General features: G+C 67.5%; 12 protein-coding genes and 1 tRNA gene. 8 read left to right on the top strand and 5 right to left on the bottom strand.

Annotation, left to right across the window (positions count from 1 at the left end):
- The first annotated feature begins 232 nt into the window (after positions 1 to 232).
- From ACIA8D_RS15380 to ACIA8D_RS15360, 5 genes are all read left to right on the top strand, one after another.
- On the top strand, positions 233 to 1,477 hold the full coding sequence (locus tag ACIA8D_RS15380) for a branched-chain amino acid ABC transporter substrate-binding protein (protein WP_399232257.1): 1,245 nt from the start codon (positions 233 to 235) through the stop codon (positions 1,475 to 1,477).
- 116 nt (positions 1,478 to 1,593) lie between these two features.
- Positions 1,594 to 2,523, top strand: a complete 930-nt coding sequence (locus ACIA8D_RS15375) for a branched-chain amino acid ABC transporter permease (protein ID WP_399232255.1) — start codon at positions 1,594 to 1,596, stop codon at positions 2,521 to 2,523.
- A gap of 5 nt (positions 2,524 to 2,528) precedes the next feature.
- Complete coding sequence (locus ACIA8D_RS15370) at positions 2,529 to 4,322, top strand: branched-chain amino acid ABC transporter permease (RefSeq protein WP_399232253.1); 1,794 nt, start codon at positions 2,529 to 2,531, stop codon at positions 4,320 to 4,322.
- A 5-nt stretch (positions 4,323 to 4,327) separates the two neighbouring features.
- On the top strand, positions 4,328 to 5,176 hold the full coding sequence (locus ACIA8D_RS15365) for an ABC transporter ATP-binding protein (RefSeq protein ID WP_399232252.1): 849 nt from the start codon (positions 4,328 to 4,330) through the stop codon (positions 5,174 to 5,176).
- Positions 5,173 to 5,889 carry an ABC transporter ATP-binding protein gene (locus tag ACIA8D_RS15360; RefSeq protein ID WP_399232251.1) on the top strand — a complete coding sequence of 239 codons (717 nt, stop codon included), beginning with the start codon at positions 5,173 to 5,175 and terminating at the stop codon, positions 5,887 to 5,889. Before ACIA8D_RS15365 ends, ACIA8D_RS15360 begins: the two co-directional genes overlap by 4 nt.
- A 70-nt stretch (positions 5,890 to 5,959) precedes the next feature.
- Here the strand turns inward: ACIA8D_RS15360 and ACIA8D_RS15355 are convergent, their stop codons facing one another.
- On the bottom strand, positions 5,960 to 6,616 hold the full coding sequence (locus tag ACIA8D_RS15355; RefSeq protein ID WP_399232249.1) for an ANTAR domain-containing response regulator: 657 nt from the start codon (positions 6,614 to 6,616) through the stop codon (positions 5,960 to 5,962).
- A gap of 98 nt (positions 6,617 to 6,714) precedes the next feature.
- Between ACIA8D_RS15355 and ACIA8D_RS15350 the strand changes: the two genes are divergently transcribed.
- A tRNA-Leu gene (locus tag ACIA8D_RS15350) sits at positions 6,715 to 6,797 on the top strand.
- A gap of 84 nt (positions 6,798 to 6,881) precedes the next feature.
- Complete coding sequence (locus ACIA8D_RS15345) at positions 6,882 to 7,670, top strand: helix-turn-helix domain-containing protein (RefSeq protein WP_399232248.1); 789 nt, start codon at positions 6,882 to 6,884, stop codon at positions 7,668 to 7,670.
- 10 nt (positions 7,671 to 7,680) lie between these two features.
- On the opposite strand, the gene pyk is transcribed toward ACIA8D_RS15345, so the two are convergent.
- Together pyk and ACIA8D_RS15335 are read right to left on the bottom strand one after the other, a co-directional pair.
- Complete coding sequence (gene pyk, locus ACIA8D_RS15340) at positions 7,681 to 9,117, bottom strand: pyruvate kinase (protein WP_399232246.1); 1,437 nt, start codon at positions 9,115 to 9,117, stop codon at positions 7,681 to 7,683.
- 130 nt (positions 9,118 to 9,247) lie between these two features.
- Complete coding sequence (locus tag ACIA8D_RS15335; RefSeq protein WP_399232243.1) at positions 9,248 to 9,943, bottom strand: SIMPL domain-containing protein; 696 nt, start codon at positions 9,941 to 9,943, stop codon at positions 9,248 to 9,250.
- A gap of 113 nt (positions 9,944 to 10,056) precedes the next feature.
- On the opposite strand from ACIA8D_RS15335, the gene ACIA8D_RS15330 reads away from it, so the two are divergent.
- A complete protein-coding gene (locus ACIA8D_RS15330) occupies positions 10,057 to 11,862 on the top strand; it encodes a bifunctional metallophosphatase/5'-nucleotidase (RefSeq protein WP_399232242.1) in 1,806 nt (601 codons plus the stop codon).
- 20 nt (positions 11,863 to 11,882) lie between these two features.
- Here the strand turns inward: ACIA8D_RS15330 and ACIA8D_RS15325 are convergent, their stop codons facing one another.
- Positions 11,883 to 13,325: a lysine N(6)-hydroxylase/L-ornithine N(5)-oxygenase family protein gene (locus tag ACIA8D_RS15325; RefSeq protein ID WP_399232240.1), complete on the bottom strand. Its 1,443-nt coding sequence runs from the start codon at positions 13,323 to 13,325 to the stop codon at positions 11,883 to 11,885.
- Complete coding sequence (locus ACIA8D_RS15320) at positions 13,322 to 14,782, bottom strand: pyridoxal phosphate-dependent decarboxylase family protein (RefSeq protein WP_399232239.1); 1,461 nt, start codon at positions 14,780 to 14,782, stop codon at positions 13,322 to 13,324. The genes ACIA8D_RS15325 and ACIA8D_RS15320 overlap by 4 nt, the downstream gene beginning before the upstream one ends.
- Positions 14,783 to 15,033 lie beyond the last annotated feature (251 nt).

Below are 15,033 nucleotides of genomic sequence, written 5' to 3'. Positions count from 1 at the left end.
TTCCACTGCGGGACTTGAGGTGATCTTGATCCGTCGCGGCCAACCGGCACACCCCGGCATAACAAGAACGTCACAGCCTCTTCCGCACCCACGCTCCACCCCGTCACCTGCGCTTATAGTCACGGCCAGTCACCGCGCCGCCGGGCGCTCCACTTGCACGGCCCCTGTACCACTCCGTACGGCCCGGCGAGACACACGGCCCCTGGACCAGGGGACCGCGCCAGGGAGAGGAATGATCGTGCGACACCGTTCTTTGCTCATACTCACTTCCGTGCTCACCACCGGAGCACTCACGCTGACCGCCTGCGGCTCGCGCGACGACGACAACAAGTCCGAGGGCGGCAAGAAGACCACCGTGGTCATCGGCGTCGACGCCCCGCTCAGCGGCGACCTCTCGGCCATCGGCATCGGCATCAAGAACTCCGTCGACCTGGCCGCGAAGATGGCCAACAAGAACAACGAGGTCAACGGGGTCACCTTCAAGACCCAGCCCCTCGACGACGTCGCCAACCCCTCCACCGGCGGCCAGAACGCCACCAAGCTCGTCGGCCAGGACGACGTCCTCGGCGTCGTGGGCCCCCTGAACTCCAGCGTCGCCCAGTCGATGCAGAAGACCTTCGCCTCCGCGAACCTCGTCCAGGTCTCGCCCGCGAACACCGCCCCCGAACTCACCCAGGGCGCCAAGTACGCGACCGCGAAGTCCCGCCAGTTCGACACGTACTTCCGCACCGCCACCACCGACGCCCTCCAGGGCCCGTACGCCGCCCAGTACGCGTACAACACCCTGAAGCTGAAGACCGTCTACTCCGTCGACGACAAGAAGACCTACGGAGCGGGCCTCGCCCGCACCTTCCGCCAGGAATTCACCAAGCTCGGCGGCAAGGTCGTCGCCACCGACCACATCAACCCCGACGACCGCGACTTCGGCGCCATCGCCACAAAGATCAAGAACTCCAAGGCCGACTTCGTCTACTACGGCGGCGAATACCCGGCAGGCGCCCCGCTCTCCAAGCAGATCAAGGACGCCGGAGCCAAGATCCCCGTCGTCGGCGGCGACGCCCTGCAGAGCGCCGACTACACCAAGCTCGCCGGCAAGGCCGCCGAGGGCGACTTCGCCACCTCCGTCGGAGCCCCGCCCGAGAAGCTCGACACCGCAAAGAAGTTCATCGCCGACTACAAGGCCGCCGGGTACAAGGAGCCCTACGAGACCTACGGCGCCCTCTCCTACGACGCCGCCTGGGTCATCGTCCAAGCCGTCAAGCAGGTCATGTCCGACAACGACGGCAAGCTTCCCAGCGACCCCAAGGAAGCCCGCAAGAAGATCACCGAAGCCACCCAGAAGGTCTCCTTCAACGGCGTCACCGGCAACGTCGGCTTCGACAAGTACGGCGACACCACCAACCGCACCCTGACCGTCTACCAGGTCAAGGGCGGCAAGCACACCCCGGTCAAGACCGGCGAGCTGGAAGCGCAGTAACACGCGGGGAGCGCCCGGCACCCCGGCCACTCCCCCAATACCGCACCGAGCGCGGGGGGGCCCACAACAGCCCCCCGCGCACCCGTACTTGACACCACACCAACGGAGGCCCAGCGGTGCACGATCTGCCGCAACAGCTGGTCAACGGCCTGATCCTCGGAGCCCTGTACGGCCTCATAGCCGTCGGCTACACCATGGTCTACGGCATCATCCAGCTCATCAACTTCGCCCACGGCGAGATCTACATGATCGGCGGCTTCGGCGCCCTCACCATGTGGCTCTGGCTCCCCGGCGGCACCTCACTCGCCCTCGCCCTGCCCCTCATGCTCCTGATGGGCATCACCTGCTCAGTCCTCATAGCCGTCGGCGCGGAACGTTTCGCCTACCGACCCCTCAGAAACGCCCCACGCCTCGCACCCCTCATCACCGCCATCGGCCTCTCCATCGCCCTCCAGCAAGCCGTCTGGGCCTTCTACCCCGACGCCAAGGCCGACCGCACCTTCCCCCAGTTCGAAGGCGGCCCCATCGACCTCGGCGCCTTCAACCTGCAACGCGGCGACATCTTCCTCATCACCGCCGCCCCCATCTGCATGGCCGCCCTCGCCTTCTTCGTCGCCAAAACCCGCACCGGCCGCGCCATGCAAGCCACCTCCCAAGACCCCGACACCGCCAAGCTCATGGGCATCAACACCGACCGCATCGTCGTCACCGCCTTCGCCATCGGCGGCGCCTTCGCCGCAGTCGCCGCCATGGCCTACGGCCTCAAATACGGCCAAGTCGGCTTCAAAATGGGCTTCATCGCCGGACTCAAAGCCTTCACCGCCGCCGTACTCGGCGGCATCGGCAACATCTACGGCGCCATGATCGGCGGCCTCGCCCTCGGCCTCGCCGAAGCCCTCGCCACCGCCTACATCCAGGACATCCCCGGCATGGAACTCCTCGGCGGCGGAGCCTGGAAGGACGTCTGGGCCTTCGTCGTCCTCATCCTCGTTCTCCTCCTGCGCCCCCAGGGCCTACTCGGCGAACGCGTCGCGGACAGGGCGTGATCACCATGACGACAACCACCACACCCGCCATGAAGACCGCCGCCCTCCCGCTCCCCGAGAAGGCCGCCCGCTACGGCACCGCCGCAGCCGCCCTCCTCACCCTCGCCAGCACCTTCCTCGCCTGGACCTGGACCGACGAATTCCCCGGCGACCTCACCGTCACCGGCTACCCCGGCGGACTCCAGGTCCTCACCCTCGCCGGCGCCCTGTTCACCCTGCTCCTGGCCCTCTCCGGACTCGGCACCCGCGGCCTGCAATGGCTCACCCCCGCCAGCACCACCGCACCCACCCTCCTCTTCGCCCTCGGCACCCTCTGCACCACCGGCTTCACCATGGGCGCCATCTCCGCGAAACTCGGCGGCACCGCCAACCTCGAACCCGGAGCCTGGATCGCCGGCCTCGCCGCCCTCGCCACCACCCTCCTCGCCCTCGGCCTGCCCGCCGACACCCCCGACCCCGAAGCCACCAACCCCTGGACCCGCTTCCGGGCCGCCCTCAAAGCCCCACCCGCACGCCCCAGCACCAGCACCCTCCCCGCCTGGGCCGAAATCCTCCTCATCGCCGTCGCCTTCGGCCTCGCCCTCTACGTCTTCACGTACGGCATCGACACCGAATACGGCGAACTCTTCATCGGCTACCTGATCATCGTCGGCTTCGGAGCCGCCGCCCTCTCCAAATCCGGCCTCCTCAGCCGCATCACCGGCCTCACCAACAAACACCGCAACATCAGCCTCACCGCCGCCTTCGTCGCCGCGGCAGCCTTCCCCTTCACCCAGTCCAACGACACCTACACCAACGTCGCCGCCAACATCCTCGTCTTCGCCACCGTCGCCCTCGGCCTCAACGTCGTCGTCGGCCTCGCAGGACTCCTCGACCTCGGCTACGTCGCCTTCCTCGGCGTCGGCGCCTACGCCGCGGCCCTCGTCTCCGGCAGCCCCGACTCCACCATCGGCGTCCACTTCCCCTTCTGGGCAGCCGTACTCACCGGCGCCGCCGCCTCCCTCGTCTTCGGCGTCGCCATCGGCGCACCCACCCTCCGCCTCCGAGGCGACTACCTCGCCATCGTCACCCTCGGCTTCGGCGAGATCTTCCGCATCACCATGAACAACCTCGACGGCGACTCGGGACCCGACGTCACCAACGGGCCCAACGGCATCCCCAACATCCCCGACCTCAAAATCTTCGGCTTCGACCTCGGCGAAACCCACACCGTCCTCGGCGTCGACCTCGGCCGCTTCGCCAACTACTACCTGTTGATGCTCTTCTTCACGATCATCGTCGTGACCGTCTTCCGCCGCGCCGGCGCCAGCCGCATCGGCCGCGCCTGGGTCGCCATCCGCGAAGACGAGACAGCCGCCCGCGCCATGGGCATCAACGCCTTCCGCCTCAAACTCCTCGCCTTCGCGCTGGGAGCAGCACTGGCAGGCATGGCCGGCTCGGTACAGGCCCACGTCCAGTACTCGGTCACCCCCGACCAGTACAAATTCGTCGAGAACGCACCACCCAACTCCGCGTTCCTGCTCGCGGCCGTCATCCTCGGCGGCATGGGAACCGTCAGCGGCCCCCTCATCGGCGCGGCCCTGCTCTACCTCATCCCCGCCAAACTCCAATTCATCGGCGACTACCAACTCCTCCTCTTCGGTATCGCACTGATCCTCCTCATGCGCTTCCGCCCCGAAGGCCTCGTCGCCGACCGCCGCAAGCAACTCGAATTCCACGACACCGGCCAACTCGACATCCCCGAACAAACGAGCCTGCCCGGCACCGCCACCACGGCATCCACCAAGGCAGGAGCGTGAACACGATGACCAACACGGCCACAGTGCTCCAGGCAAGCGGCGTCACCATGCGCTTCGGCGGCCTCACCGCCGTACGCAACGTCGACCTCCACGTCGACCAAGGCGAGATCGTCGGCCTCATCGGCCCCAACGGCGCCGGAAAAACCACCTTCTTCAACTGCCTCACCGGCCTCTACGTCCCCACCGAAGGCCAGGTCTCCTACCAAGGCAGCGTCCTCCCACCCCAACCCCACCTCGTCACCCAGGCAGGCGTCGCCCGCACCTTCCAGAACATCCGCCTCTTCGCCAACATGACCGTGCTCGAAAACGTCCTCGTCGGCCGCCACACCCGCACCAAGGAAGGCCTCTGGTCCGCCCTCCTGCGCGGCCCCGGCTTCAAGAAGGCCGAACGCGGCAGCGAAGAACGCGCCATGGAACTCCTCGAGTTCATCGGCCTCGCCCACAAACGCGACCACCTGGCCCGCAACCTCCCCTACGGAGAACAGCGCAAGCTGGAAATCGCGAGGGCCTTGGCGAGTGAACCCGGACTGCTGCTCCTCGACGAGCCCACAGCAGGCATGAACCCCCAAGAGACCCGCGCCACCGAAGAGTTGGTCGTCGCCATCCGCGACAAGGGCATCGCCGTCCTCGTCATCGAGCACGACATGCGTTTCATCTTCAACCTCTGCGACCGCGTCGCCGTACTGGTCCAGGGCGAGAAGCTGGTCGAGGGCACCAGCGAGGTCGTCCAGGGCGACGAACGCGTCATCGCCGCCTACCTCGGCACCCCCTTCGAAGGCGCCCCCGAAGACACCGCGATCGAAGAAGTCCAGGCCGCGGAGGCCCAGGCCGGCGGGGAAGGAAACGACCAGTGACCGCACTGCTCGAGGTCGAAGACCTCAAGGTCGCGTACGGCAAGATCGAAGCCGTCAAGGGAATCTCCTTCAGCGTGGAGGAAGGCCAGGTCGTCACCCTCATCGGCACCAACGGTGCGGGCAAGACGACCACCCTGCGCACGCTGTCGGGGCTGCTGAAACCTTCGGGCGGCAAGATCAGCTTCGCCGGACAGCCACTCGCCACCGTCCCCGCACACAAGATCGTCGCCATGGGGTTGGCCCACTCCCCCGAAGGCCGCCGCATCTTTCCCCGCCTGACCATCATGGAGAACCTCCAACTCGGAGCGTTCCTCCGCAAGGACCAGGCCGCCATCGACAAGGACATGCAACGGGCCTACGAACTCTTCCCCATCCTGGGCGAACGAAGGAAGCAGGCAGCGGGAACACTCTCCGGCGGCGAGCAGCAAATGCTCGCCATGGGACGGGCGTTGATGTCCCAGCCCAAGCTCCTGATGCTGGACGAGCCCTCCATGGGCCTCTCCCCGATCATGATGCAGAAGATCATGGCGACCATCAACGAGCTCAAGGCCCAGGGCACGACCATCCTGCTCGTCGAACAGAACGCCCAGGCGGCACTGTCGCTCGCCGACCAGGGCCACGTCATGGAAGTCGGCTCCATCGTCCTCTCCGGCACCGGAGAGGACCTGCTCCACGACGAATCCGTACGCAAGGCGTACCTCGGCGAGGACTGATGGCCTTACGCGAATGTGGCCCGTGCCCCTCGAAAGGGACACGGGCCACATTGGCAAGCTGAGCCGGGCCTCAGCCCTTCGACGCCTTCTTCTCCTCGGCGTCCTGAATGACCGCCTCGGCAACCTGCTGCATCGAAAGCCGACGATCCATCGACGTCTTCTGAATCCAACGGAACGCCGCCGGCTCCGTCAGCCCGTACTCCGTCTGAAGCACCGACTTCGCCCGGTCCACCAGCTTCCGCGTCTCCAGACGCTGCGTAAGGTCCGCGACCTCACTCTCCAGCGTCTTCAGCTCCGTGAAGCGGGACACGGCCATCTCGATCGCCGGGACGACATCGCTCTTGCTGAACGGCTTCACGAGGTACGCCATCGCACCGGCATCGCGCGCACGCTCGACGAGGTCGCGCTGCGAGAACGCGGTCAGCATCAGAACCGGGGCGATCGACTCACCGGCGATCTTCTCCGCCGCGCTGATGCCGTCCATCTTCGGCATCTTCACGTCGAGGATCACCAGGTCGGGCTTGTGCTCGCGGGCCAGCTCGACGGCCTGCTCGCCGTCGCCGGCCTCGCCCACGACGGAGTAGCCCTCTTCCTCGAGCATCTCTTTGAGGTCGAGGCGGATCAGGGCCTCGTCCTCGGCGATGACGACGCGGGTCGTCAGCGGCGGGACGTGCGACTTGTCGTCGTCGACTGCGTCTACGGGCTCGGGCGTCTCGGGGGCGGTCACGTGGGCGCTCCTTGTTCGGGCAGGCTAGGGGCTGCCCCTAGAGCCTACCTAGCTGCGAGGACGTCCGGTTACCCGGTACACTCCTCTCGGGTTGACCAGCCGGGTTGGCGGAATGGCAGACGCCGATGCCTCAAACGCATCTGTCCGAAAGGGCGTGCGGGTTCGAATCCCGCACCCGGCACACTCCAAGGAAGCGGATGTTCACGTTCTCGTGAACATCCGCTTTTTTGCATCACATCGCCGCATAGTCATGCAAGGTCAATGAATGATCATGCATTCGCTGGAGACCCGGCAACGCGCACTCACGCTCCTCCGAGGCGGCGCCAAGAACGCGGACGTCGCACGCAGCCTCGACGTCCCCCTCGGCACGGTCTCGTACTGGCTCCACATGGACCGAGCGAAACGGGGCGAGTGCCCCGGCTCGCACGATCCGGCCTGCCCGCGCTGCGACGGCCGCCCCCTGGACGCAGCCGCGTACTCGTACCTGCTCGGCCAGTACCTGGGCGACGGCCACATCAGCCGCTACTCGGGGCACCGCGTCCCCAACCTGATGATCACCTGCGCCGACGCCTGGCCCGGCATCACCAACGAGACGGAACGCGCGATGCAAGCCGTCTTCCCGGACAATGGCGTGTGCCGCGTACGGCGGGCCGGCTGCCACAACGTGAAGGTCTACTCGAAGCACCTCCCGTGCCTCTTCCCCCAGCACGGCCCCGGCAAGAAGCACGATCGCAAGATCGTCCTCGCCCCCTGGCAACAGGAGATCGTCGACGCCCACCCGTGGGAGTTCGTCCGGGGGCTCATCCACTCCGACGGGTGTCGGATCACGAACTGGACGACCCGGCTCGTCGGTGGTGAGCGCAAGCGCTATGAGTACCCCCGGTACTTCTTCACCAACAAGTCGGACTGCATCCGGCAGCTGTTCACCGACACCCTTGACCGGCTCGGCGTCACGTGGACGCACTGCACCCGGCACGGGAACCCGTACAACATCTCGGTCGCCCGCAAGCCGGACGTCGCCCTGATGGACGCCCACATCGGCCCCAAGTACTGACCGCCACCGCCTACTTCGGGCTGTCGTCCTCGCCGATGTGGTGGATGCGGACCAGGTTCGTGGAGCCGGCCACCCCCGGAGGGGAACCAGCCGTGATGACGACTACGTCGCCCTTCTTGCAGCGTCCGATCTTCAGGAGTTGTTCGTCGACCTGGGCGACCATCGCGTCGGTGGAGTCGACGTGCGGGCCGAGGAACGTCTCCACGCCCCACGTGAGGTTGAGCTGCGAGCGCGTCGCCGCCTCCGGCGTGAAGGCGAGGAGGGGGATCGGCGAGCGGTAGCGGGAGAGGCGGCGGACCGTGTCGCCGGACTGCGTGAAGGCCACCAGGAACTTCGCGCCGAGGAAGTCGCCCATTTCAGCCGCCGCGCGGGCGACCGCTCCGCCCTGGGTGCGGGGCTTGTTGCGCTCGGTCAGGGGCGGGAGGCCCTTGGCGAGGATGTCCTCTTCGGCCGCTTCGACGATGCGGCCCATGACCTTGACCGTTTCGATGGCGTATTTGCCGACGCTGGTTTCACCGGAAAGCATGACGGCGTCCGTACCGTCGATGACGGCGTTCGCCACATCGCTCGCCTCCGCCCTCGTGGGGCGGGAGTTGTCGATCATCGAGTCGAGCATTTGGGTCGCGACGATGACGGGCTTCGCATTGCGCTTCGCCAGCTTGATCGCGCGCTTTTGGACGATCGGGACTTGTTCGAGGGGCATTTCGACGCCGAGGTCGCCGCGGGCGACCATGATGCCGTCGAACGCGGCGACGATGTCTTCGATGTTGTCGACAGCCTGGGGCTTTTCGACCTTGGCGATGACGGGGAGGTGCCGGCCCTTTTCGCGCATGATGCGGTGGACGTCTTCGATGTCGCGGCCGCTGCGGACGAAGGAGAGGGCGATGATGTCGGCGCCGGTGCGCAGGGCCCAGCGGAGGTCGGCTTCGTCCTTGTCGCTGAGGGCGGGGACGGAGACGGCGACGCCGGGGAGGTTGAGGCCCTTGTGGTCGGAGACCATGCCGCCTTCGATGACGCGGGTGCGGACGCGGGGTCCGTCGACTCCGGTGACTTCGAGGGTGACTTTGCCGTCGTCGACGAGGATGCGTTCGCCGGTGGTGACGTCTTCGGCGAGGCCGTCGTAGGTGGTGCCGCAGGTTTGGCGGTCGCCCTGGATGCCGTTTTCGACGGTGATGGTGAACTCGTCGCCGCGTTCGAGTAGTACGGGTCCTTCGCTGAATCGGCCGAGTCGGATCTTCGGGCCTTGAAGGTCGGCGAGGATTCCGACGCTGCGGCCGGTCTCGTCGGAGGCCTTTCGCACGCGCTGGTAGCGCTCCTCGTGTTCGGCGTAGGTGCCGTGGCTGAGGTTGAAGCGGGCTACGTCCATTCCGGCTTCGACGAGTGCCTTGATCTGCTCGTACGAGTCGGTGGCGGGGCCCAGGGTGCAGACGATCTTTGCTCGGCGCATGTTTCGAGCCTAGACCTTACCGGCGGGTAGAGAATTGGCCGGTCATGACTACTCAACAACCTTTACGTGAAGGGCTATTGACAAGGTTTGAATGTGGGCGACATTGCGCTCTGATGAGCGGCAGAACGGCTCAGAGTGTCGGTGGGTGCATCGTAAAGCGGGCGTTGACCTGGGCTCGTACGCGCTGGCGTTGGGGTTCGAGGTCGAGTGCGGGGGCGGGTTCCGCGGCTTCGGCTCCGTAGGCGGCCGTGCGCATCATGGCGCGGGGCGTGGCACCGGGCTGGAAGGTGTCGTCGGCGCCGATGTCGGCGATTTCGATGAGTGCGGCGAGGGTGGTGCCGAGGGCTTCGGCGTATTCGCGGGCGCGCTGGACGGCTTCGCGGACGGCTTGCTGCCTGGCCTGGGCGTGGACGGGTGAGGTGGGGCGCAGGGACCACCAGGGCCCGTCGACGCTGGTGAGGTCGAGGTCGGCGAGGCGGGTGGTGAGTTCGCCGAGTGCGGTGAAGTCGGTGAGGTCGGCGGTGATGTGGACGCGGCCGTGGTAGGTGCGGATGCGTTCGCCGCGGCCACGTTTGGTGAGTTCGGGGGTGATGGAGAGGGCGCCGGTGGCGGTTTTGTCGATGGCGTCGCCGTAGCCCTTGATGAGGTCGAGTACGTGGGTGTTGCGGCGGGTGAGGTCTTCGAGGGCGGTGCGGCGGTCGGTGCCGCGGGCGGCGACGGTGATGCCGATGCGGGCGATTTCGGGTTCGGCTTCGATGTGGGCTTCGCCGCGGACGGCGATGCGCGGGGCTTCGGGGGTGGCGGTGTGGTGGTGGTCGTTGGCCATGCGCCCACCTTGTCATCATCGAAACGAAACCTTGTGAGGCTGTTGCGAGTTGGGGTTGGTGAGCAAGAATCTACGCGCGTCGCCATGGCGTACACGTAGACGAGGAGACGTCGATGTCGTTGGACCGTAGATCCTTTCTCGCCAGTTCGGCCGCGTCCGGTGCCGGGGTGGCCCTGACGGGTGCGGTGGCCGCGCCCGCTTCCGCGGCGGGGCCGAAGCCGAAGAAGCCGAAGAAGCGGTACGCGTTCACGGTGATGGGGACGACGGATCTGCACGGTCACGTCTTCAACTGGGACTACTTCAAGAACGCGGACTACTCGGACTCGGCGGGCAACGCGCAGGGACTGGCGCGCGTCTCGACGCTGGTGGATCAGGTGCGTGCGGAGAAGGGCCGGGGGAACACGCTGCTCATCGACGCGGGGGACACGATTCAGGGGACCCCGTTGACGTACTACTACGCGAAGGTCGATCCGATCACGGCGGCCGGTGGTCCGGTGCATCCGATGGCGCGGGCGATGAACGCGATCGGGTACGACGCGGTGGCGCTGGGCAATCACGAGTTCAACTACGGCATCGAGACGCTGCGGAAGTTCGAGTCGCAGTGCGAGTTTCCACTGCTGGGCGCGAATGCGGTGGACGCGAAGACGGAGAGGCCGGCGTTTCCCCCGTACTTCATGAAGCGGCTGCGTACTCCGCACGGCAAGGACGTGAAGGTGGCGGTCCTGGGGCTGACGAATCCGGGGATCGCGATCTGGGACAAGGCTTATGTGCAGGGTGTGTTGAAGTTCCCTGGCCTTGAGGAGCAGGCGGCGAAGTGGGTGCCGAAGCTGCGGTCGATGGGCGCGGACGTGGTGATCGTGTCGGCGCATTCGGGGGCGTCGGGGCAGTCCTCGTACGGGGATCAGGTGCCGTATGTGGAGAACGCGGCGGCGAATGTCGCGAAGCAGGTTCCGGGGGTCGACGCGATCCTGGTGGGGCACGCGCATGTCGAGATCGCGCAGCAGCTGGTGACGAACGAGAAGACGGGGAGGACGGTCGCCCTGTCCGAACCGCTGTGTTTCGCCGAACGGTTGGCGTTGTTCGACTTCGATCTCGTCTGGGACAAGGGGCGTTGGACGGTCGAGTCGGTGAAGGCGTCGCTGCGGAACACGAATGCGGTGGCGGACGATCCGGAGATCTCGAAGCTGCTGAGGGAGCAGCACGAGACGGTGGTGGCGTATGTCAATCAGGTCGTGGGGACGGCGAAGCAGACGCTGACGACGGTGGACGCCCGGTACAAGGATGCGCCGATCATCGATTTGATCAACAAGGTGCAGTCGGATGTGGTGGCGAAGGCGTTGGAGGGCACGGAGTACGCGTCGCTTCCGGTGCTGTCGCAGGCGTCGCCGTTCTCGCGCACGTCGGAGATTCCTGCGGGTGATGTGACGATCCGCGATCTGTCGAGCTTGTATGTGTACGACAACACGCTGGTGGCGAAGGCGATGTCGGGTGCGCAGATGCGGGCGTACCTGGAGTACTCGGCGGAGTATTTCGTGCGGACGGCGGCGGGTGCGGATGTCGATGTGGACAAGCTGACGAATGCCGGCAATCGGCCGGACTACAACTACGACTATGTGTCGGGGTTGTCGTACGACATCGACATCGCGCAGGCGGCTGGTTCGCGGATCAAGAACCTGAAGTTCGAGGGGAAGGATCTGGATGACGCGGCGCAGTTCGTGTTCGCGGTGAACAACTATCGGGCGAACGGTGGTGGCGCGTTCCCGCATGTGGCGTCGGCGAAGGAGCTGTGGTCGGAGTCGACGGAGATCCGGACGCGGATCGCGGAGTGGGTGACGGCGAAGGGCGTCCTCGACCCGGCCGATTTCGCGTCGGTGGACTGGCAGTTGACGCGGGACGGGACACCGGTGTTCTCGTCGTGAGCCGGTAGGCGGTCGGGCCGTCAGTCCTGGAGTTTGACCATGGTGCCGCGTTCTCCTGTCTGTTGTCCGGGCAGGGGGGCGCGGTTTTCGTGTCCGGTGAGGCCGAAGGTGGTGAAGGCGGTGCGTCGGGGCTGCGGGTAGGGGTCCTTGCCGGTCAGCGAGTTGAGGATGGTGGCGCTGCGCCAGGCGGCGAGTCCGAGGTCGGGGGCGCCGACGCCGTGGGTGTGGCGTTCGGCGTTCTGTACGTAGACGGAGCCTTGGACCCGGTCGTCGAGGACGAGGCGGAAGTGGTCGTCGATGCGGGGGCGTTCGGACTGGTCGCGGCGCAGGTAGGGGTCGAGTCCGGTGAGCATGCCGCTGAGGGGGCGTTCCTTGTAGCCGGTGGCGAGGACGACGGCGTCGGTGGTGAGGCGGGAGCGGGTGCCTTGTTGGCGGTGTTCGAGGTGGAGTTCGACCTTGGTGCCGGCGACGCGGCCTGCGGTGCGGATACTGACGCCGGGGGTGAGGGTGGCGTCGGGCCAGCCGCCGCCCAGGGTGCGCTGGTAGAGCTCTTCGTGGATGGCGGCGATGGTGTCGGCGTCGATGCCTTTGTGAAGTTGCCACTGTGCGGGGACGAGGCGGTCGCGCTCGGCTTCGGGGAGGTGGTGGAAGTAGTGGCTGTAGTCGGGGGTGAAGTGTTCGAGGCCGAGTTTGCTGTACTCCATGGGGGCGAAGGCTTCGCTGCGGGCGAGCCAGGTGATCTTTTCATGGCCTGCGGGGCGGGCGCGGAGCAGGTCGAGGAAGATTTCGGCGCCGGACTGGCCGCTGCCGATGACGGTGATGTGGTCGGCGGCGAGCAGGCGTTCGCGATGGGTGAGGTAGTCGGCCGAGTGGACGACGGGCACGGTGGGTGCGTCGGCGAGGGGTTTGAGGGGTTCCGGGACGTACGGGGCGGTGCCGACGCCGATGGCGACGTTCTTCGTGTACGTACGGCCGAGGGCTTCGGCTTCGCCTTCGGCGTCGAGTTGAGTGAAGTCGACTTCGAAGAGAGCGCGTTCGGTGTTCCAGCGGACGGCGTCGACCTGGTGGGAGAAGTGCAGGCCGGGGAGGTTTTCGCTGGCCCAGCGGCAGTAGGCGTCGTATTCGGCGCGCTGGATGTGGAAGCGCTCGGCGAAGTAGAAGGGGAAGAGGCGTTCGCGGGTCTTGAGGTAGTTGAGGAAGGTCCAGTGGCTGGTGGGATCGGCGAGGGTCACCAGATCAGCGAGGAAGGGGACTTGGAGGGTGGCGCCTTCGATGAGGAGGCCGGGGTGCCAGTGGAAGTCGGGGCGTTGTTCGTAGAAGGCGGTGTCGAGTTCGGTGAGGGGGTGGGCGAGGGCGGCGAGGGAGAGGTTGAAGGGGCCGATGCCGATGCCGACGAGGTCGCGGGGCTCCTCGGTGGGCGGTGCGGTGGGCTTGGGGGTGGGCCCGGTGGGTGCGGCTGTCATCGGGGGGTGTGTCCTTCCACCAGTTCCAGGAGGGCGGTGAGGTCTTCGGGGGTGGCGTGCGGGTTGAGCAGGGTGGCTTTGAGGTGGAGCTTTCCGTCCATGGGGGCGCGGCCGAGGACGGCGCGGCCTTCGGCGAGCAGGGCGCGGCGGATCGCGGCGATGGTGTCGTCGGTGGCGCCGGTGGGCCTGAACAGGACGGTGGTGAGGGTGGGGGTGTCGTAGAGCTCGAAGTGCGGGTGGGCGTCGATGAGTCGCGCCAGGTGGTGGGCGAGGGCGGTGACGTGGTCGACGAGGGCGGCGAGTCCGGTGCGGCCGAGGGCTTTGAAGGTGACGGCCGTTTTGAGGACGTCGGGGCGGCGGGTGGTGCGCAGGGAGCGGCCGAGGAGGTCGGGGAGGCCGGCTTCGGTGTCGTCGTCGGCGTTGAGGTAGTCGGCCTGGTGGGTGAGGGCGGTGGTCTCGGTGGTGTCGCGGACGGCGAGGATGCCGGCGGCGACGGGTTGCCAGCCCAGTTTGTGCAGGTCGAGGGCGACGGTGTGGGCGCGGGCGAGGCCGTGCAGTTTGGGGGCTTCGCGGGGGCTGAAGAGGGCGCCTCCGCCGTAGGCGGCGTCGATGTGGAGGCGGGCGCCGTGCCGTTCGCAGAGGTCGGCGATCTCGGGGAGCGGGTCGATGAGTCCGGCGTCGGTGGTGCCGGCGGTGGCGGCGACGAGTTTAGGGCCGGGGAGTTCGGTGAGCGCTTCGTCGAGGGCGGCGGGGTCGAGGGTGCCGGCGGGGGCGGGCACGACGACCGGTTCGGGCAGCCCGAGGAGCCAGGCGGCGCGGGTGAGGCTGTGGTGGGCGTTGGCCCCGACGAGGAGGTGGACGGGTTCGCCGGGGGCGGCGGCCTCTGCGGCTTCCCGGGCGAGGAGGACGGCGAGTTGGTTGGCTTCGGTGCCGCCGGTGGTGATGAGGGCGTCGGGAGTGGGGGGCGTGGGTGGCGTGTGGGCGGTGTTGGGGGTGGCGGTTGTCGTGGGGGCGAGGGAGGTGGCGGGGTACGTGCCGTAGATCTCGTGGGCGAGGGTGGTGGTGACGAGGGCTTCGAGGGCGGAGGCGGCGGGGGCCTGGTCCCAGGAGTCCATCGAGGGGTTGAGCGCGCTCGCGGCGAGGTCGGCCGCGGTGGCGACGGCGAGCGGCGGGCAGTGCAAGTGAGCTGCGCACAGCGGGTCCGCGGGGTCCGCGGCGCCTTCCGCGAGGGCGGTGACGAGGGTGCGCAGCGCCTCTTCGGGGCCCGTGCCGTGGGTGGGCAGCAACTCCCCTACGTCGTGGTGGAGTTGCGCCGTGACGGCTTCGGGGCCGCCGGCCGGGAGGGGGCCGCCGCGGTGGGCGGCGCCCTTGTGCAGGGCGTCGAGGACGGTGGCGAGCAACGGCCGCAGGGCGTCGGGGCCTTGGGTACCACCGGCGAGGGGCGGCGTGCTGCGCATGTGGGTCCTTTACGGGTGCGGGCTTGCGGGGGTGCGGGGTGCGGGTTTTGCGGGCGTACGTGATGCATCAGCTTGCCCATTGCCTGGTGGCGCGTCCGCCGGACCGGGGAAGCTGACCCGAAAGTGGTAGGGGTGGGGGTGGGTGGGGGCGTGCCTGTGCTAGGGCTTGTCGTTTGGATCAGGCCGGATCAGGGAGCGGGGCCTGGTGCGTGCGATCGCAAGGCGGAGGAGGGAGGCGACGCGGAGCGTCG

This window comes from Streptomyces sp. NPDC051684 (assembly GCF_044453445.1).
GTDB lineage: Bacteria > Actinomycetota > Actinomycetes > Streptomycetales > Streptomycetaceae > Streptomyces.
The sequence above is the reverse complement of the archived record's forward strand: the minus strand, read 5'-3'. Positions and strand labels throughout refer to the sequence as shown.

Excerpts from the sequence above, each read along its gene's own strand:
- ACIA8D_RS15325 (WP_399232240.1), bottom strand. The coding sequence starts at position 13,325 with ATGACAGCCGCACCCACCGGGCCCACCCCCAAGCCCACCGCACCGCCC.
- ACIA8D_RS15370 (WP_399232253.1), top strand. The coding sequence starts at position 2,529 with ATGACGACAACCACCACACCCGCCATGAAGACCGCCGCCCTCCCGCTC.
- ACIA8D_RS15320 (WP_399232239.1), bottom strand. The coding sequence starts at position 14,782 with ATGCGCAGCACGCCGCCCCTCGCCGGTGGTACCCAAGGCCCCGACGCC.
- ACIA8D_RS15335 (WP_399232243.1), bottom strand. The coding sequence starts at position 9,943 with ATGGCCAACGACCACCACCACACCGCCACCCCCGAAGCCCCGCGCATC.
- pyk (WP_399232246.1), bottom strand. The coding sequence starts at position 9,117 with ATGCGCCGAGCAAAGATCGTCTGCACCCTGGGCCCCGCCACCGACTCG.
- ACIA8D_RS15330 (WP_399232242.1), top strand. The coding sequence starts at position 10,057 with ATGTCGTTGGACCGTAGATCCTTTCTCGCCAGTTCGGCCGCGTCCGGT.
- ACIA8D_RS15365 (WP_399232252.1), top strand. The coding sequence starts at position 4,328 with ATGACCAACACGGCCACAGTGCTCCAGGCAAGCGGCGTCACCATGCGC.
- ACIA8D_RS15345 (WP_399232248.1), top strand. The coding sequence starts at position 6,882 with ATGATCATGCATTCGCTGGAGACCCGGCAACGCGCACTCACGCTCCTC.
- ACIA8D_RS15380 (WP_399232257.1), top strand. The coding sequence starts at position 233 with ATGATCGTGCGACACCGTTCTTTGCTCATACTCACTTCCGTGCTCACC.